The organism is bacterium, assembly GCA_035505375.1.
Lineage (GTDB): Bacteria > Hydrothermota > Tepidihabitantia > Tepidihabitantales > Tepidihabitantaceae > UBA2258.
Map to the genome: position 1 here is coordinate 1 of DATJQV010000069.1, position 18,471 is coordinate 18,471.

The following is an 18,471-nucleotide window of genomic DNA, read 5'->3' on the forward strand; positions in this document are numbered from 1 at the left end:
GATTCGGAAGGCGACATATACATTGTCTACGAGGACAATCCCGACAGCGCGTCCTACTGGTATAGTTGTATCCGTTCAAACGACGGCGGTTCCACCTGGGGCTCCCCCGTCTGTATCCATGGCAGGAGTTACGGCTGGGCGCATGTCGCGCTGGACTCGGCCGGCAACCTGTTCGTAGTCTGGGCACAAGGACACGTCTATTCATCTGTGTCAACCGACAAGGGTATTACCTGGAGCCCACGGGTCCGCGTGGACGACGACACGGTGCGGGTAGAATGCTACGACGCAGATGCCTATGTACAGCCTGGTACGAATCACTACCTCGTGGTCGCGTCGGCTCCTTATCATCACAGCGGCAATTACGTGTCCTTTCACGCATACCAGTACCGTTCCACCAACATGGGCCGAACCTTCGAGCCGGGAGTCCAGCTCGACTCCCTCGGCGGCGCATTCGAGCCGCATGTCGTTGCTGATGAGCAACACATAATCTGCGACTACACAGGCCAGAGGGGAGTCCCTAGTCGTTTGATCACTGGTGCTCGGACCTATTATGAGCCGCCCGATACATGGGGCACCGGCGTGCGTGTCGCCGAACTCGATTCCTCCTACGACATATATTACCACGGCTCCAAGCTTGCCATCTCGGCTGACGGGCGCATACACGCGGCGTTGATGATCGTCAAGGTCGATAGCGGGAACTACCGCGCCTACTATGCATACTCTTCCGACCACGGTGCCTCGTGGTCCGACACGGAGTTGGTGAGCGACGACAACACTCAAGATATTGACTATCCAGACATCGCCGCCGACTCGTCTGGAAATGCCTATGTGGTATGGATGACCAACCCCCCAAGTTCCGGTGAGATCTGGTTCGCGACCAACGCTCCGGCAGGCATCGCTGAAGAACCACAGCGGCACTCCATTCGCCCACAGCAATCTGCGACCATCATCCGCAACGTGCTATTCCTGCCCGAAGCCTCAAGCCTCAAACCACAAGCCACAAGCTGCCTGCTCGACATTTGTGGAAGGAGAGTGATGGACCTCGCGCCGGGCGCGAATGTCGTGCGGGCGCTGGCTCCCGGTGTCTACTTCGTCCGAGCCGACCCGTCAGCCGTTAGCCGTCAGCCGTTGGCCGTCACCAAGGTCGTCCTTACTCGGTAGGTGTAGGCCAGCGCAGGACAGGCAACTGCGGTCTGGCCTTCCAGCCACGTTTGAGTGGTTTGGTCGGTAGGTGAGAGCTGGCGAAAGGCGTCTTTGGTGCACCTTGCTCCAGTCAGACCAGTCTCAATCTGTTTAAGTAACTGAAAATCACATCGTTAGATGCCATGGTGTGCGCTTGAGGTATCGCGGTGCGAATCGCCCTGGGAACCGTTCCGGGAACGGTTCGGGGGGCGGTTCGCGGAGGGACTCGTAGGCCGGTTTCCCTGGCGATTCTGAACGCGGTCTGCGAGGCGGACAGGACGGCGACCTGCGGCGTGAATTGCGGAGGCACTGGCAGGGCGACTTTCCGGCCGATTCGGACGGAGACTTGCAGGCCGACCCCGCAAGGCACTCTGGACGCGGCTGGGAAAGCGACTCGCGAGTTGGCTTGCGGAGGGACTCGCAGGGCGACTTTGACAGCTACTCGCGAGGCGAGGCCGATTGCAGAACCAGTGACCAGTTTCCAAGTGCCAGTTTCCAGTGGAGAACAGAACGCGAGGACACGCGGATTCGAGTCGGGCCGACTCAGCCTGGTTGGTGGGCTTTGACTGGCTAGTCGATAATGAGTTTGCTGGTCGCGGTCTGGTTGCCGACGGCGAGCCGAATCAGGTACACGCCGGTGGGCAGGTTGGGAGCCGGCTCGAAGGGCAATGTGTGGTTGCCACCGAATGCGATTCCTTGGGCGAGGGTGCTGACCCAATTGCCGACGGCGTCATAGAGGTCCAGACTGAATCTGGCTGGTCCTGAGGTCGAGAAGGCTACCGTCGCCTGCCTGCCTCGCCCTACCGGCTGGGGTGAGACATGGAAAAGGACTCTCGGCGGATTCTGCGGCGCTTCCTCGATGCCGGACGTCATCAGCGTGTGAGTTGCGATTGACTCGGCCAGCGACGAATCAGCCATCGAGCGCACCCGCAGGGCGACGACTTCCTCTCCCTGTGTTGTGTCGGTGTAGACCGTGATGTCGGGCGTTGTGTCGCTGGCCCCGGCCGCGAGAGTGTCGTATATCGCATCACCGGGTTGGTGACATTGGCCTCGATCGCAACACGCGACGGCCCAGGCGGTCGGGCCCGACACAACACGACAGTCGAAGCGAAAGACATCGGGAGATGTCCCCGTGTTGGCAAGGGTGAACAGAAACACCGCTGTCCCGTTCTGGCCGACATGTTGGACCGTGTCGCCGCGTGGAACCAAGGTGAACCCGTAGCCGGCCAGTGCCGGGCCGGCAAGGGCGGCGAGAATAGCGCAGACCGTTGCGGAGCAAATCCGCCCGCGACCACTGCGTGTTTCCGCGTTCATCGTAACTTCTCCTTAGTTTCTATGTTGTTCAGGTATGCCGTCTGCAGAACCTCACGGGTCTCGATGTCCTGCACAAAGGCAACTACCCCCAGCCGGGAGCGGTTCCAGAACGGCTGAACCTGAAAGTCGTACTCCTTCACCACCGTGTCGCCTGCCGTCAGGTTCACCGAATCGCCGTCAACGCCGGGCAGCATCTGCCTCATTAAGTGTCGGAACACCGAGTCGGTCTCACCCGAGAGGTAGGCGCGCACGCTGTCCTCTGTCAACACCACAAACAGCCTGAGGGTATCGGTCGGCGTCGCGGTGACGCCCGTTGCCCGGACCGTAACCGTTCCGCTGCTGTCGTCGGCCGTTGCGCTCACGCTCAACTGGGCCTCGGGCACGACGTTCTTGGCGGCCAGGGCCATCGCGTGGAACGTCGGGTAGTTGTCACTCGGCCCCGAGGTCCTAACGACATTCCCGCCGTCGAAGCTGGTTGCGGGCTCGCCGCCCGAGCTGTAGTACACGCCCATGCGGGTTTCCGAGTAGGGCGGGCTGAGCGTGTCGCCGGCTACACGGCGGTGGTAGGCAACAACGACCATGCTGTCGGGGAAGTCAGCGGCCACGCTGTCCAAGGCTCGCGCGGCGTAAGGACAATAGCCGCAGCGCATCCACGTGAATATCTCGGCCAGCACGACCCGGTTGGTCGGCCTCAACTGCATGATCGGCGCGTCAGAGCAGCCGGCGAGGAACCCCAGGCCCCAGGCCGCAAGCACGAGGCTTGCGGCCCGGGACATGAAGCTTAACGAAGGTGCCTTCACCTACCGAGTCACAACGATCTTGCTGGTGGTTCCGCCACGGTCCGACGACAGGCGAACGAAGTACGTGCCTGCCTTGACCGCGTGCCCGCTCGCGTTGTTCAGGTTCCAGGCTACCCACCCGCTGCCGGCAAGGTTGCCGCCCAACCGTTGCACGAGTCGCCCGTCCACGTCGTACACGGACAGGTTCCCGGTGACGCCGATCGGGACCTCGTAGTTCACGCGCGCCGTAGTCGTCACGATGCTCGCGGAGGGCGTGATTCGCCACCCCGAGGTCACGGGCTTCTCGGCGACGCCGAGCCGAGCACCTGCCTCGAGGTTGTCGATGTACCAACCCTCGGCAGTGCCGCTGTAGTCGCTGATGAAGCGGAACCGGAGCTGCACGGTCTGTCCGGAGTACGCGCCCAAGCCTATGTCCTCTTGATACCAGCCCGAGCTCGACCCGAAGTAGTCAATCAGCGATTGCCAGAACCCCGAGCCGTTGTCTATCTCAACGACACCGTTGTCGCTCCCCAGCTCGTAGTATACGAAGTATTTCAGGGTTGTGTCGCTGCCGATGGTGAAGAACGGCGTCATCAGCCGGGCGTCGTTTTCGTTTGTGTACTGGTAGCTGCCCTCAAGGCCGCAGTACCAGCTTGTGGACGGCGAGTAGGAGTTATATGTAGTCTGGTGCCAGTTGTCTCTGATACCTCCGTGCGTCCAGCCGCCGACACCGCTTTCCATGTTGTCGGTGAACCCGGGTGTCGTGGTGACGTTCAGCGGAAAGCTCAGGTTGGCAGCCGCCGCGCCGGTCGCGGTGACCGCGAGGTTCATGGTGGCCAGATGCGGGTTTGGGCAGTTAGCGGACACGTGGATCTGGAACGGCGTGCTGGAGTAGCCGACGCCGCCGGCCGCAATGTTGGCGAAGTTGGCCGTCGGGGTCGTTACCGTGATGTAGGAGTCCGACGTGGACAAGGTCGCCGCGATGCTCTGCCCGAGGCCGGAGCCCATGTTCCGCAGGCCCACGGTCAGGTTGGCGTCGCCGTTCGGAACCGGATTCGCCGACTGATAGCCGTAGTACGCGAGTGCGGGGACGTCAATGACGGAGACGCGCGCACCCTGGTAAATCTCCTTCGAGGAGTTGTCCTGTACGAACACGATGAAGTCGCAGTTCTTCGCCACCCAGGCCGCATTGACGGTGAAGTCACGCGTCTTTGTCAGGGAGTCGCCGGCGGCGATAGTCACCGCCTCGCCCGAGGCGGAGGGAAGCATCAGCCGCTCCACGAACTGCAGGCTATCGTCTCCCTGCCACGGGTAGTAGATATGGCTCTCGGTAAGCACCGTTTGGAGCTGCCCGCTGACCGAGCCGCTGCTGGTATTGTGCATCTTGATGGTGACCGTGCCGGTGCGCGCGGTAGTGTCGTAGGTTATCGAGAGCGCTATGGTCAAAGGACTGGATACCGCGATGCGAGTGCGGTAGTAGTTCAGGTAAGTCGGGTACATCGTTCCGGTATGCAGACCGCCGACCGACTGGTTTGAACCATCCATTATTACAGTCGGATACCCCGAGAACGAATAGTAGCTTCCCCGGGTGGCCGCGTCGGCAGTATAGTACGCGTCGCCCGAGTTCGACGCATGGTACGCAATCGCGACTACCGAGTCATTCGTGCGGAAGTTGAGCTCGTCAATTCCGCGGGCTGCACCTGGGCAGTAAGTGCACCAGGTGGCGGTGATGTCTTCGAAGACCATCACCCGCTGGCTCGCTTGCATCGCCAATGGGACCAGCAGCGCTAGCGCCAGCACTGACAGACGTTTCATACGGACCTCCTTGGTTTCGGACTTTGACGGACACTTCTGACTATGTGCAGGCACGTGCCCGCACCGTCACCAAACGGGCCTAGACCAGGCCCATGCAGGACAGTCATATCTGCGCTGCGAACCGGTGAATCGTTTCGGGGTTTCCGCGGATAACGCCAACCGTGAGCGCAAGGACCGCCACGGTCAGCAGTATCGCGAAAGCCAGACGTCGCTTCGTATGACCTCCTTTCAGCAGCATGACACCGCAAAACCAGACGTCACTCTGCGCGACCCGCATGTGCACAGATCAAAGGCCAGGCAGGTGGTATTGGAGGTGAGACTGTCAATCTCCTCCAAGCTCCTAAGTCATGACGCACCGCCTGCCTGGCCAAACTGATGAGCTGGCTAATGGGCGCTCCCGTTACGGACGCTGAGCGCTGCGCCGAGCGCGCCAACAATCTGCGGTCCTTCCGGCACCAGCAGCCGGAGGCCGAGCCTCCGCTCCAGCAGGGTCCGGATACATGGATTCAGCGCTACGCCACCGGTAATAACAACCTGCTGTTCCGCGCCCACACGGCCGACCAGCGCCAGCAGCCGGTTGACGATTGACTCGTGGAGGCCGAGCGCAATACTCTGCTTGCTCTTACCGGCGGCGATGAGCGACACGACCTCGGACTCGGAAAAGACCGTGCACATCGAGTTGATGTTCGCCGACTCCTGCGCCTTCAGCGCCTCAGAACCGAACTCGGCCAGCGTATACCCCAACGTCATCGCCATGACCTCAAGGAAGCGGCCGGTCCCTGCCGCGCACCGGTCGTTCATCTCGAAGTTCACCTGTCGCTCCTTTTCGACTCGTATGACCTTGGAGTCCTGGCCGCCGATGTCAATGACCGTACGGCACTGCGGGAACAGACGGCTTGCCCCGAGCGCGTGGGCCTTGATTTCGGTGATAACCGGCAGCCCGAGCTTCTCCCGCGCAAGATGGCGACCGTATCCGGTCGCGACGGTCAAGCCGTCGTGGCCGTCGAGTAGTTCCCGCGCACGGGCCAGCGGGTCAGTGCCGGTATCCACGACCCGGCTGTGCACAAGCCTGCCGTCCTCGACCACGGCAACCTTGGTCGTGCGCGAGCCGATATCGAGCCCGGTGGTCAGGATTTGCGGCTCCTAGCCCAGTTGCTCGACGAACGCCTCAATCCGCGTGCGCAACTGGCCCGTATCTTCCTCTGAATAGTCGGTCACAATCTTCAGGGACGGTTTCCCGATTCCCTTCAGCGCGCCTTCCACCCGCATCGCCTCCACGTTGTAGGTGTGGCAGTACTGGAGCACGTACTGCACCACTCCGTCCACCGCAGACTCCCCAGCCATCCGCTTAACCGCGTCGAGCCGCTCGAAGTTCGGCGTGAAGCAGGAGCAATTGACCTTGAGGTAGCGATCGGCCAGCGCGGACAACTGGCCGTCGAGGTCTGTCGCAGTCTCGTCAACCAGGTTCTCGAAGTAGCGCGAACCGGTACAGGTCTCATCGGCGACAATCGCGGCGCCCGACGACTCGACCAAGTGGTGCACCTTCCAATTGCCCATGACCGACGGGCAGCCCGACATCATGACTCGCTTCGCACTCTTCGCAAACGGCGAGATGCCGGCCGCGACCCGCTGTTCAAGCTCGGAGTTCAGGATGTTCAGATGCTCAGTGAAGCGAACCGGCTCGTCGTTTAGCGCGCCCTGCATCACGGCCACCGCATCCAACCCGCTGATCGGCGGTGGGTCGCTCCGGCGCAGTTCTCCGAGCCGCTGGAGCGCTCGGCGCTTCGCGTTCATCACCTTGATTGAGGCGGCGAGCTTTCCCGGTTCCACCTTCCGGCCGGTAATCTCCTCGGTCTTGTCCCTGAACTCACGCACCGACCTGCGCCAAAGCTCGATGTCAATCGCTTCCTTCTTCTGCGGGACTTCCATCACATGGAAAGTCGGGTCCGCGAGAATCTCCCACGTCTTCTTCTTCACGTCGCAGGTCGTCTCGCCGACCATCATGTCCAGAATCGGCCCGTAGGGACAGGTCTTGGAGAACGCCATCCCGAGCGTGGACTTCACCAGCGGACAGATGTCACGCGGGAACGTCTTCTCCGCAAAGGGAACCGTGAACTGCGACCCGCCGCAGAGCGCAATCGGTATGGCGTCAACCGCCATCACCACTTCCTCGGGCACATAGACGCAGAACGTACCAACGACCTTGCGGCCGGCCTTGCGCGCCTCCACCAGCTCGGCGATGCGGCCGCCGTGCGCGCCGTGCAGAACCCCGTCGAAGTAGGCCATCGCCTTTGGCCGGTTCTGCTGCGAGCCGATGGTGCGCTGGAACGACCGCTCGGTGGCCTGCGACAGCTCATCGTGCAGCGGCACGTCCAGCCCGAGTTCTGCGAGCAACGTGTTGTGTTCCGGCATGCCTGCCTCCTTGCTCAGGTGGCGGCGGGCGGCAGGCATCTCATCTGCCGCCCGCTCGTCTGGCTCGGTCTCGGTTACTTAGGCTTCTCTCCAACGTACCAACCACGCCCGACCTGGTGCGCGTGCGCCGCATCGCGCCACAGGTTCACGAGCCCGGTCGCGAACCCGAACAGGTCCGGCCCGAAGTTCTTCAGGATGGTCGGCTTCAGGTCCACCTCGACCATCGTCTTGTACTCGTCGAAGCACTTCGCGTACTCCGCGGTCTGGTCCTCAACTGTGATGTTCTTGAATCCGTACTTCTTCATCAGGTCGCCCCAGCCCTGCAGCGTCTCCATGTATGGGAACGCCATCGACTCGTACAGCTTCGCCAGCAGCGGCTCGTCGACCTTACCGGTGATGACCCAGTCGGTGAAGATTATCTTCCCGCCCGGGGCCAGCACCCGGTACGCCTCCTCCATGAGCTGATCTTTGTTCGCAACGTAGCACCACGCTTCCTGGCCCCAGACCACGCAGAACGTGTCTTTCTTGAACGGCATGTCCATGGCGTTGCCCTCGACGAACGTGACGAGGTTGTCGAGCCCCGCAGCCTTGGTCCGCTCGATGGCCTTGGTCAGCATCGTCTTCGTGAAGTCGAGGCCGGTCACCTTCACGCCATATTTCTTCGCGATGTGGCGCGCCGGCGCGCCCAGAGCCGAGCACACGTCGAGCACGTGCATCCCCGGCTTCAGACCAACCGCCGCAGCCATCCGGTCTGTCACTTCGTCCTTGCCCGAGTGTATCTGCTCGGACATCACTGCTTCCCACAGCAAGCCGCCCGGCCCGTCGTAAACGTCCTGAACGTCCTTGCCCGTGTAATCGTAACGCTTCTGCATTATGCCTCCGTCAGTATAGGTCCTGTTGGACCTATTCTTCGATTCTTAGCCGGCAAACTGCCGGCACAAAGCCGGTCAATCATGCCGCTTGTCTAGCTTGGGTTGTTAGCTGGGCTCCGTGACTGGAAACTGGTAACTGGTAACTGGTAACTGAGTCCTTCTCGCTCGGTCTCCGGGGCACACGGCCCCAGCGGCTCGACCGAGTCATGGTATCGGCCTCACGGGCTCACAGAACATCATGCTTGCCATCAATAATCATATGACCCGACCCGACCAAGTCAAGCGAGCGCCGCCGGCCTCCCGCTCCGGTACCTCTACCCGCGGGGCGCCTTGTAGGTTTCCACGTCGCGCAGACTCTCTATCTGCTGGCCGGCGCGCATGAACAGACCCTCAATGTTCTTGCGGTCAGGTGCTTCCCAGCAGCAAATCGGCTGGTGGGTCATCCGGTCGACGTAGGCCCAGTCCAGTGTTATGCCGGTACCGGCCGCCGCCGCGATGACGGACGCGCAGGCGGTCTTCACCGCCTCGGCGGTCATGGGTTTCAGGACTATGATATACTTGGCCACAGCTCCTCCTGTTGTCTTCCGACGGTTAGACTCCCAGGGTGTGTGCCGACATCTGCCTTGAGTCTCTTGGGTACACGACGGCTGACCGGTCGGCAGTCACCGATACGATGATAGACCTTGCCCCGACCTTGTCAAGCTACATGCAGCGCGGGCCTACAGACTCAGGAAGAGGACCGCGAGGCCGGCGCAAGCCAAACCAAGGACGTGCGTCTTCGTGAGCGGTTCCTTCAAGAAGATGAACCCGAGAACCGCCGGCAGCAATATGTACATGCCGGACAAGGGCACGACCACTGACGCTGGCCCACGCCGAAGCGCGATGAAGAAGAACACCAGGGCGAGGCCATAGGCGAGACCGGCCCCGAGCGCCATCGGGTGCGGGCGGAGCCACTTCCCGCTGCCGTCGGTGAGCGCGAAAACGGCGACCGGAATCACGGTGGCGATGGTACTCCAGAACGCCAGACTCTGCGGCGAGACGCTGCTTGAGATGATCTTGGCAAGGAAGCCCCAGGTTCCCCACAGCACTAGCGCGAACACGGACAGAAGTCGGTAGTCCATGGCGTGATGCTAGTGTGACCGCTTGCGGAAGTCAACCACCGGGGACATCGGAGGCCTGCTGAGGCAGCCCCCGGTAAAGTCGAATCCGGCTGTCCTTGCCGCCGTCATCAGCGGCACGACTGCCCTTCATGCTCCATCCACGACCGCGCCGTCCAGCGCCTGGACGCACGGCCGAGCAGTCGCTCGACGATGTGCAACGCCCCATCAATCCCCGCGGTGACGCCGGCGGTTGTGATAATGTGGCCGCAGTCGACGAAGCGCTCGCCCCGCACTACCCGACACGACGGGGCAGCGGATTTGAGTCGCTTGACACCCCAGTGATGCGTGGTGGCTCTGACGCCGTCCAGCAGCCCGGCACGTGCGAGTACGAACGCGCCCATGCAGACCGACATCACGATGTCCGCGCGCGCGGCCGCTCGCCGAATCCAGTCCAGTCCCGCGCGGCCGACATTCTCCGTCGCGCCGCCGGGAACGACGACGATGTCCGCCCGTGGGGCTGTCGTGATGTCGAAGTCAGGCAGAACTCGCAAGCCGCCCATGGTGTGAACTGGCTTCACGTGCTCGGCAACCGTGATGACCCGGAACGCCTTGCCCTCGGCGGCGACAATGAAGACCTCCGCCGGGCCGGTGAAGTCGAGCAGCTCCACTCCGTCGAAGAGCAGAATCGCAACCGTGCGTCGTTTCCTCACGCGCTATCCCCTTCGATAGCATGTGCCGCCTTAGGGACAGGGCCGCACGCTGACAACCGTGAGCCGTCGGCCCTTGTCCGTCCAACCAAGCTCATCGCCCTCTCTCGCCGCGCTTTGCTGCCATTGTCAAAGAAGGTGACCATCGCCGATGCCCGGCTGCGAACCTAACGTCTGTGGATCCCGAACAGGGCCTCGAAGGGACGGCGGTATATCTGCCTTCCGAGCCGGGCTCCCGCTTCCCATCCGTCTTCCTTGCCGTCGTGCAGTTCATCCCATACCTCAGACCGGAGGCGATAGACCAGTCCGGCCGGCTCGACGCGGCGCGCGCGTACCGGTGAGCTCCGGCCGCCGCCGCGCCGGAATTCCACCCGACAGCCGGAAGCCCGGACGTAGCTTATGTTCCCCTTGCCCAGCGTGCAGCCCGACCCAACCTGCACGCCGTCGATGAAACAACTATAGGGCGTCCGTGCCGGACAGAAGACGTGGGCGGTAAGCTCGAACGGGGAAGCGCCCAGTTCCCGGCGGGCGCGCAACCCGGCCTTGAGCCCGAGCGCAAGCCACGGCCCCAGATGGCCGTGGAACCGGGCCGCGGCGGCGAGGCTGGGGTGCTTCGATTCCATGTGAGCGTCAGATGGTATTCGGAATGGCCGTCGGTTCAAGCGTGAAAATGCGGGGCAGGCACCGCCCCGCTTGACCGGCAACTCTTCCGGTGTTACGATTCCTGAATCCGTAACACTGGGAGACCCGCTACCGGCGTGATGTCTACCTACTGGTCCGCGAATCGCTAACCTGGAAAGGAACTGCCGATGACCCTGCTTCTCGTTCTATCCCTGCTTACCGTTCCCGGCGGCGCGTCCGGGGACTCTTCCGTCCTGACCATTGACGAGGTTGTGGTGACCGCGGACCGCGTACGCATGCCGGTGCGCGACGTGGCTGCTTCGATCAGTGTCGCCACTGCCCTTGATCTTGAGCGGACGACCGCCCGCACCGCGACGATGGCGCTAGACGGCATGCCCGGCGTCTTCGTCGAGCACACCGGTCAGTTCGGTCGCACCGATATCGATATCCGCGGCGTCGGAGACAACGGCACCCGGGTCCTCGTGCTGGTTGACGGCCGTCCCGAGAAGATGCCCATCTACGGCTGCACCATCACCAACACGCTGCCCTTGAACAACGTCGAGCGCATCGAGGTGGTCCGCGGGCCGCTTTCGGTGCTCTACGGCTCGGATGCGATGGCCGGCGTGGTGAACATCGTGACACGTCGGGCCGAGAAGCCGCTGGAACTCGGGGCGCAGTTCGACTATGGCTCGTTCAACACCCGTCACGCAATGGCCAGCGCCGGCATGAAGCAGGGCGGGTTTGACGCACTGCTGTCCGTGGACAAGGCGATGTCCGACGGCAATCTGCCCAACTCGCAGTACAACGGGAATGACGTTTCCCTGCGGTCCGGTTACGACTTTTCCTCCGCGTTCCGGCTCGACTTTACGGGCAAGTACTACACCGGCGTGAAGCACGAACCCAAACTCGCGACCGCGCCGGACACCGCTGTCGCGACCGGCTGGAACAAGTACGACCGCGCCGGCCTGGACCTCACTGGCACGCTGGGCTCGGAGACGTTCGGCGGATTCGCCAAAGTCTACCGGACTTTCGGCATGAACCTCTTTGACCCGACGGATGGCTGGCACTCCACCGATTACACCGATGGCGTGATTATTCACGGCCAGCGGCGGTTCGCGTTCGGCAATCTGGTCCAAGCCGGGCTCGAGGGCAGCCTGCTTTCCGGCACCTGGATTCAGTCCGACACCGCCAAGCCCACCTGGGATCGTCAGCAGGCGGGCGTGTTCGCCCAGGACGAGCAGACCCTCGGTCCGGTCACGGCCAACGCCGGACTGCGCTACGAATACGACGACATCAGCGGTCCGATCCTCTGCCCCAAGTTCGGCGTCGTGGGTCACGCATCGGACAACACAACCGTGCGGGCCAATGTCGGCCGCGGGTTCCGCTACGCGCCCCTCAATTACACCTCGGTCTTCCCACCCAAGAACGAGAGCCTGAAGCCCGAAGTATCGTGGAACTACGAGTTAGGCGTGAACCAACGCGTGGCCGAAGGATTGAGCGCCGACCTGGCGGGGTTCATCCTGCGGGGGTCGAATCTGATTGATGTGGCGTACGTTCCAGGCCGCGTGCCGCCGGTGGAGTTCCAGAACAAAGGCAGCTTCGCATTCAGGGGAATCGAGGCCGGCCTGCAACTGCGCACCGGGCCGTGGCGCGGCAATATCTCCTACACGTTCACGGACTTCGGGGTGAACACCCTCGACCGCCCCGGCTCCAAACTGGACGTCTCCGCCGGCGCGACCATCAAGCGGCTCGACCTCGACCTGACATTCCAGCATGTCGCCCGCTACTTTGCGGCCGATAGCTCGCAGTCACCCATCCCCGCGTACTACACCTTCAACCTGCGGGCCGAATACGGACTGCTGTCCTGGCTCGGGGTGTTTGCCTCGGTCGAGAACCTGCTCAACCGGTCCTACGACGAGTACGTAAACGTGCCCGGGTCGCAGGCGGGTCTGTACCGAATGCCCGGGCGTTCCCTCAGCGTGGGATTGAAACTGAAGAAATCCTAGCCGCAGACGACAGTCGGCCGGCAGGCAAGAGAGGCCGGGCCGTCAGCCGTTAGCGGCGCATTCAACGATGCGAGTCCTATCTTGTCCGTGCGGTAGGCTGCAAGCCGCAAGCTGTCGGCTGTGAGCCGTCAGCCCTCCCCGCCGCACCTTGACATCGCTCAGAGACAGGTGGATGTCACTGATTCTTCGGGGAGAAGGTCCTCGCAGTCGGCGGAGTTACTTCGCTACGGGAGTCTTGAGGAATTCGACCACCCGCTGCACGAACTGCTCGGCTTCGACGAGCAACTCCATGGCCTCTTCCCGTGTCGCGGTCTTGACTGTCTCGTAGTCGGATTCGTGACGCTCGTCGAAAGCCCGATGCAGGGAGCGAGACATCTCGGTCGGGAACGCGCCACCATGCACGAACTCCTTATCGAAAAGGCTGATGACCCCGGCGTGTTTTGATGACGCCCTGCCGACGTTCTGCAACAATGCCAGCACTGCATAGAACATCGCGTAATACGCCCGATTCACAACACTCCGGGGAGTCCGCCCGGCGTCAAGCAGGACGTGCGCATCGGCGAGGGTCTCCCTGGCCTGCTGCAGGCGCAGGCTGACCAGCTCGGAAACGTGCTCCGGCCTCAAACCTCGACACCTTCGGCCTCGACAGCCAATGCGAGCGTCGAGGCGCTGGAAGGGCCTTCCTCCCATTCTGTGCGCGAAACCACGAGCGGGAAAATGACAAGCCCGTTCTCGTAGCCCAGCTCCCAAGCGCAGAACCGGACATACTCCTCGGACTCGCGCGAAACTGGACCTTCGAGGACGACCAGCACGTCAAAGTCCGAATCCGGTTCGTTGTCGCCGCGTGCGCGCGACCCAAAAAGGACGAGCCGAACCAGCACGAGCCTTTCCGCTATCCTGGCTTTCAACTTCCGGAGCAACAGCCGTTCTCTGTCGGTCATCGCTCAACTATATGCCGAGCAATGGAATAAGTCAAACCAGCCCAGCCGGTCGAGGTCATTATGTGCAGCCGCAAGCCTACCGCCACGAGCACTATCATGTCGGACGATGTACGAATCCTTCGATTCAACGATACACGAAATCTCGCCGCGCCTTGACATCGTCCCGTAATAGGCGGCTATCCATCATACTCCGCCGGTTCCGGTCGAAGGCCCGGTGAACTCCTTGATGAAGCCCACCCATGCCAGGCTGCGCCTGAAACCGAGTCGGTGGTTCAGGGCAAGGATCGACTGGTTCGAAGAATCGTTCAGGGTCCTGATGAACGGATGGCCGTGTGCCCTCGCGTACCCGATGCCCCGGAGCTTTAGCGCAAGCGCCAGTCCCCGCCGGCGATGCGTCCTTGTTACGCCCGTGTCCCCGGTCATGAGTGCCCGGCTGCCCGGCACCTGGCGCAGGAAATGAACCCCCACATAGTCGCCACCATCAACGGCAACAAAGAAGGCATCCGGCAGCAGATTCTCGTCCCCGCGCATCCGCTTGAGGAATGCTTCGTAGCTGAGTCTCGTGTACGGCTCCGGGCTGGGCATGTCGGCCTGGACATCCGAGATCAGTTCGTGCAGCTTACGGTCCCGGTCGGGTTCTGTTTCCAGCTCGCGCATGGTCCGGATTCCGATGCCCTGAATCTGGATGCGCTCTTCGACACCGGTAAACGGCGCCGAGTCGAACCTCGACACGTCCAGTTCCGACTCCCAGCAGCGGGACTCATCCCGGAAACCCCGAGCTTCCAGGAACCGGATACGGCCGGCCATGTCCTCACCGGCAATCGCTCGCAGCGAGAGCGGGTCGTACTGCGCGACCTCACGCGCCACGCACTCGTAGAGCGCGGAACCGATGCCCCGGCGCTGGAAATCGGGCAGCACGCTCAGCGTGAGCGAGTACCGCCGCGGATGATACGATGTTGCCGGTTGGTCGAAGCAGCCGAAGCCGACCACGCGGCCGCCGACTTCTCCGACCCAGCGCTCCCGTCGGCACCGTTTCTCGCGATCCCGGTCATCGATCTGCAGCTCGCCCGGCGTCGTCGGATAGTCCGGGTAATTGGCATTCCATATCTCGGCCAGGGCCGCGTAGTCAGCCGGAGCAAACTGCCTGATGACCAGGCTCATCGGTTGCGGGGTGGTGTCACTCATTCCCTCAGAGTCGCGTCCGCGTCGGATCTCATCCTCATCCGAGCCGCTCTTCGCCCCTCGTTCCGCACCCATCACTCATCGCTTATCGTTCATCACTCTCCGCCTGAACCCGACCATCTTGTCATGCCGCGCCGGGTGTGTCATCTCTTCGCTCGTTCGGTCTCCTTTGCACGGGCGTAGAATGAACTCGCCAAGGTGAGAAGACAGGTGCCACCCGCAATCGCCCATGGCAGGTAGCCGTTATGGTACTGAGCAGCAGAGAGGCACCCTATAGCCGCATAGTAGCCGGCAACATAGGGTATGAGAATCGCGGGCCTGGCAGGGCTGCGGTACTCAACCTTCAGCACATGGTCTATTGTCGCGGCCCCCAAGGCCCACGTGGCATAACCGATTCCTGCCCAAGTGCTGAAATCGCTCTTCTTGTGAGAGAGGTCCACAATGCTCGAAGCCAGAATCGGAATTCCCACTAACTCTGTTCCCGCGCCCAGATACGGTGCTGCAGCAGGCGCGTGAACGCGCGTGATAAAGTATCCAGTGCCGACCAGGTTGGTCGACGTCGCCAGCCAGAAATCAGGGTCGCTAACGAAAGTGCTGGTTGGCAGCACGGCGGCCGGACTCCCCCAGGCCTCGACTGCCGTGACGACAGCCGCCACGACAATCAACATCATCGGCGCAGGTCTGCTCGTCTTTCGGTTCATCGCCGCCTCGCTCCTCCGGCAGTCCGGGCTTCCTTTCGTATCGGTCTCCGCCCTCCGCCCAGTTCAAGCCGCGGGCACGACACGCTCGGACTCCCTCTTGTCCTTGATTGCCTGCAGCCGGCCGCGCCAGACCTGCGCTTCGGCCGTGCGGTTGGTCTGTTCGCAGAGCCGGGCCAGGCCGTCGAGGACTCGCGCGGTCTCCGGATGCTCCGGGCCGAGCGCTCTGTCACGGACTGCCAGCGCCCGGTGGTAGAAAGCTTCGGCTTCACCGTACTTGCCCGTGGCCAGGCGCAGCTCAGCCAGGCCGTACAACGGGAACGCGACATCCTGATGCTCAGGCCCGACGGCGTTTTCAATGATAGCCAGTGAGCGCTGATGTAGCTGTTCGGACTCGGCAAGATGCCCCTGCAGCCGGTAGAGTTCGGCCACGCTGTGCATCGGGCCACGGGCCAGATTGATGTCGTCGGGCCCGACCATGCTCTCCATCAACGTGAATGCCCGGTGCAGGAACGGCTCGGCGTCAGAGTAACGCCCGGTGCGGAGGAGGTGCCAGCCCAGCGCGTCGAGACGGCTGGCCACGATATTGTCGGGCGCGCGCGCGCGTTCGGCAATCTCCAATGCTTCGCGGAACAGGTGTTCCGCTTCCGGCAACCGGTCCTGTTCCTGACAGAAATCCCCGTAGTTGAGCAGCGCCTCCGACAATGCGATTTCGACCGACCCGAGACTTCCCTTCGGGTCGGATTCGCCTGCCGCCCGCAGTGTGGCGATGGCCTCACAGAACAGCGCGTCAGCATCGCGGTAGCGGGCGCCGAAATGGCAGACTCCGGCGAGAGTGGCAAGTGCGTTGGCCAGCAATATTCGGTCCGGCTTAGTCGTGCTGCGCAGAGTCTTGATCGCTTGATCGAGCAGGGGCTCGGCCTCGCTGAGACGAGCCTGATCATAGAACAGGACGGCAAGCCGCACCAGGATACGCACGTACGGTATCGAGTCCTTACCCAGGACCTTCTCACCACGCGCCAGTGCCTCCTGAAGGAGCGATTCGGCCGAGCGAAGATCCCCGATTTTCACTTCGCACCCCGCAAGGTAGCCCAGCGTTCGCACTGCCGCCGGGTGGTCCGGTCCCAGGCGCGCAACGAACGATTGATATCGCTCCCGGGTCAGCGAAAGCTGGAGTTGCTGCCACCGCCCGGTCCGCTCGATATTCACCAGTATGCTGTTGCACCATTCCGTGAAGCTCTCTGGTTCGGCCGCCAGACTGCCGTGATGATTTGCTTCGGCGAAAGCGCGGATGTGTGCCTCAGTCACATTGTTTGGCGCGATGTCCTTGAGTTGCCGAGCGTAGTAGTTCAAGAGAAACAGATGCACTTGCTCTCTCAACTCCGGGGCCTGGTGCTCCTGCAGGCTCTGGCGCATGAGCTGGTGCATTCGCCAATGCCCCGACGCCGGGTCCTGGTCAATGAACGAGAAGCGGCACAGGTCGGCAAAGGCAGTAAGCGAATAGCCGGTGTGGTACTCACTCACCAGCGCCTTGAACAGCTCGTAATCCCAGAACCTCGGCGTGGAAAGCACCTTGAGCGTTTCGACTTCAGGCTGAGTCAGGTGGCGCAGGAAGCGGTCAAACATCTCCAGCCGGGTGTGGGCGAAGTCATCCGGCTGCGGAGTACGATTGTGCCGTTCCTTGATTTCAACCCAGGTGTCGACGGCCAGGTCAAGAAAGTACGGCACGCCCTGGCTGCTGGTCACGATTGTGCTCTGAATCGCGGGGTCGTCGACCCCGCAGGCGGCCAGGAATCGCCGGGCATCGCTGTCACCCAGGCCGCCGACCAGGTGCTGCTGAAGGGCGCCGGCCCACTCCTCGTCCGCCTCTGCCCAGCGGAGCTGCTCCCGCCCGAAAATGACCCAGAGCACCTCGGGCAGTTGCGCCACCAGTTCCCTTACCCAGGCCTCCCGCTCCCGCAGCTTGCCTTCCACTCGTTCGGACCCGGATAGCGCATCATAGGTATCCAGGAAGACGACGGCCGATTTGCCGGCAAGAGCTGCTCTTACATCTGATGCCCAGTACATCGGCAGGCGTCCGGCAATGTCCAAAGGTTCCATCCCGACCAGACCCTTCAGTTCCTGGTGGCCCCGTTTCTCCCACCAGTCCTTGACCAGCAGGCTGCCTCTGACCGTCAGCACGCCCAGCCGGGCGACGATTCCGATAAACGGCAGGTCCTTTGCCAGATGAATAATGTCCAGCAGATGCACGCTGTCTTCCAGGAATGGGAAGTTGTTCTTGCTCATCGGTGTCTGAGGATGGGTCTTCTGCCAGTACACGGCATAGGCGATGTCAAAGGTCGGGAAGCCGACCTTGTACTTACGCTGGAGTTCCTTGCGCAGGGCGAACAGCGCCGTCTCCTGGTCACGGTACTGGGCCAGGTCGAAATCGAGCGCGGCAGCTAACACGTCCGACCGGCCGTCAATCAGCCGTTGCAGCTCCCGGCGCAGGCTGGTCTTGCCGATGCCGCCCACGCCGAAATAGACCAGGACCGTGTTGGCATCAGGACGGTGCTCGGCGAGAACGCGCCGGAACGCGGCGATGAAGTCTTCCCGGTCCGTGAACTGGCGCGCCGCCACCGGCCGGCTTTCGCTCGGCGTGTGCTTCGGTCTTATCGGCATGGGCGGCAACTCCTCATGTTATCAATATGCCTCCTGCCAAAGTCGAAGTCAAGCCCCGTTCGGTCAGACCGACAAGCGGCGCCGCGCCTTGCTGCCGGCATCCTCCGCTTGCAGTCCGCCTCCGCCAATCTGCAATCTGGAATCATCAATCTAGAATGAATTGACCCTCGCCGCGTCTTGG

General features: G+C 62.4%; 18 protein-coding genes. 2 read left to right on the forward strand and 16 right to left on the reverse strand.

Features of this window, described 5'->3' with window-relative positions:
• Nucleotides 1–1,161: sialidase family protein (locus tag VMH22_10675; GenBank protein HTW92159.1), on the forward strand; the 1,161-nt coding region annotated here is incomplete at its 5' end.
• Between the two features lie 591 nt (nucleotides 1,162–1,752).
• Here the strand turns inward: VMH22_10675 and VMH22_10680 are convergent.
• The 11 genes from VMH22_10680 to VMH22_10730 form a co-directional block, all read right to left on the reverse strand.
• Complete coding sequence (locus VMH22_10680; protein HTW92160.1) at nucleotides 1,753–2,496, reverse strand: T9SS type A sorting domain-containing protein; 744 nt, start codon at nucleotides 2,494–2,496, stop codon at nucleotides 1,753–1,755.
• A complete protein-coding gene (locus VMH22_10685; protein HTW92161.1) occupies nucleotides 2,493–3,272 on the reverse strand; it encodes an Omp28-related outer membrane protein in 780 nt (259 codons plus the stop codon). The genes VMH22_10680 and VMH22_10685 overlap by 4 nt, the downstream gene beginning before the upstream one ends.
• Before the next feature lie 24 nt (nucleotides 3,273–3,296).
• Nucleotides 3,297–5,090, reverse strand: a complete 1,794-nt coding sequence (locus VMH22_10690) for an Omp28-related outer membrane protein (protein HTW92162.1) — start codon at nucleotides 5,088–5,090, stop codon at nucleotides 3,297–3,299.
• A gap of 103 nt (nucleotides 5,091–5,193) precedes the next feature.
• Nucleotides 5,194–5,367, reverse strand: a complete 174-nt coding sequence (locus VMH22_10695; protein ID HTW92163.1) for a hypothetical protein — start codon at nucleotides 5,365–5,367, stop codon at nucleotides 5,194–5,196.
• Between the two features lie 107 nt (nucleotides 5,368–5,474).
• Nucleotides 5,475–6,224: an acyl-CoA dehydratase activase gene (locus tag VMH22_10700; protein HTW92164.1), complete on the reverse strand. Its 750-nt coding sequence runs from the start codon at nucleotides 6,222–6,224 to the stop codon at nucleotides 5,475–5,477.
• 9 nt (nucleotides 6,225–6,233) lie between these two features.
• Entirely contained in the window at nucleotides 6,234–7,502 is a 1,269-nt protein-coding gene (locus tag VMH22_10705; protein HTW92165.1) for a double-cubane-cluster-containing anaerobic reductase, read from the reverse strand.
• Between the two features lie 74 nt (nucleotides 7,503–7,576).
• Nucleotides 7,577–8,374 carry a methyltransferase domain-containing protein gene (locus VMH22_10710; protein ID HTW92166.1) on the reverse strand — a complete coding sequence of 266 codons (798 nt, stop codon included), beginning with the start codon at nucleotides 8,372–8,374 and terminating at the stop codon, nucleotides 7,577–7,579.
• 314 nt (nucleotides 8,375–8,688) lie between these two features.
• Complete coding sequence (locus VMH22_10715; GenBank protein HTW92167.1) at nucleotides 8,689–8,940, reverse strand: hypothetical protein; 252 nt, start codon at nucleotides 8,938–8,940, stop codon at nucleotides 8,689–8,691.
• A 153-nt stretch (nucleotides 8,941–9,093) separates the two neighbouring features.
• Nucleotides 9,094–9,495, reverse strand: a complete 402-nt coding sequence (locus VMH22_10720) for a DMT family transporter (GenBank protein HTW92168.1) — start codon at nucleotides 9,493–9,495, stop codon at nucleotides 9,094–9,096.
• Between the two features lie 107 nt (nucleotides 9,496–9,602).
• Entirely contained in the window at nucleotides 9,603–10,184 is a 582-nt protein-coding gene (locus VMH22_10725; GenBank protein ID HTW92169.1) for a DJ-1/PfpI family protein, read from the reverse strand.
• Nucleotides 10,185–10,348: 164 nt separating this feature from the next.
• Entirely contained in the window at nucleotides 10,349–10,804 is a 456-nt protein-coding gene (locus tag VMH22_10730) for a formylmethanofuran dehydrogenase subunit E family protein (protein HTW92170.1), read from the reverse strand.
• A gap of 186 nt (nucleotides 10,805–10,990) precedes the next feature.
• On the opposite strand from VMH22_10730, the gene VMH22_10735 reads away from it, so the two are divergent.
• Entirely contained in the window at nucleotides 10,991–12,808 is a 1,818-nt protein-coding gene (locus tag VMH22_10735; protein HTW92171.1) for a TonB-dependent receptor, read from the forward strand.
• A gap of 216 nt (nucleotides 12,809–13,024) precedes the next feature.
• Here the strand turns inward: VMH22_10735 and VMH22_10740 are convergent, their stop codons facing one another.
• From VMH22_10740 to VMH22_10760, 5 genes are all read right to left on the reverse strand, one after another.
• The gene (locus tag VMH22_10740) at nucleotides 13,025–13,432 is read right to left on the reverse strand and encodes a HEPN domain-containing protein (protein HTW92172.1); all 408 of its coding nucleotides are present in this window, start codon (nucleotides 13,430–13,432) and stop codon (nucleotides 13,025–13,027) included.
• The gene (locus VMH22_10745; protein HTW92173.1) at nucleotides 13,429–13,749 is read right to left on the reverse strand and encodes a nucleotidyltransferase domain-containing protein; all 321 of its coding nucleotides are present in this window, start codon (nucleotides 13,747–13,749) and stop codon (nucleotides 13,429–13,431) included. The genes VMH22_10740 and VMH22_10745 overlap by 4 nt, the downstream gene beginning before the upstream one ends.
• 183 nt (nucleotides 13,750–13,932) lie before the next feature.
• Nucleotides 13,933–15,006: a GNAT family N-acetyltransferase gene (locus VMH22_10750; GenBank protein ID HTW92174.1), complete on the reverse strand. Its 1,074-nt coding sequence runs from the start codon at nucleotides 15,004–15,006 to the stop codon at nucleotides 13,933–13,935.
• Nucleotides 15,007–15,074: 68 nt separating this feature from the next.
• On the reverse strand, nucleotides 15,075–15,632 hold the full coding sequence (locus tag VMH22_10755) for a hypothetical protein (GenBank protein HTW92175.1): 558 nt from the start codon (nucleotides 15,630–15,632) through the stop codon (nucleotides 15,075–15,077).
• A 63-nt stretch (nucleotides 15,633–15,695) separates the two neighbouring features.
• The gene (locus VMH22_10760; GenBank protein ID HTW92176.1) at nucleotides 15,696–18,290 is read right to left on the reverse strand and encodes a tetratricopeptide repeat protein; all 2,595 of its coding nucleotides are present in this window, start codon (nucleotides 18,288–18,290) and stop codon (nucleotides 15,696–15,698) included.
• Nucleotides 18,291–18,471 lie beyond the last annotated feature (181 nt).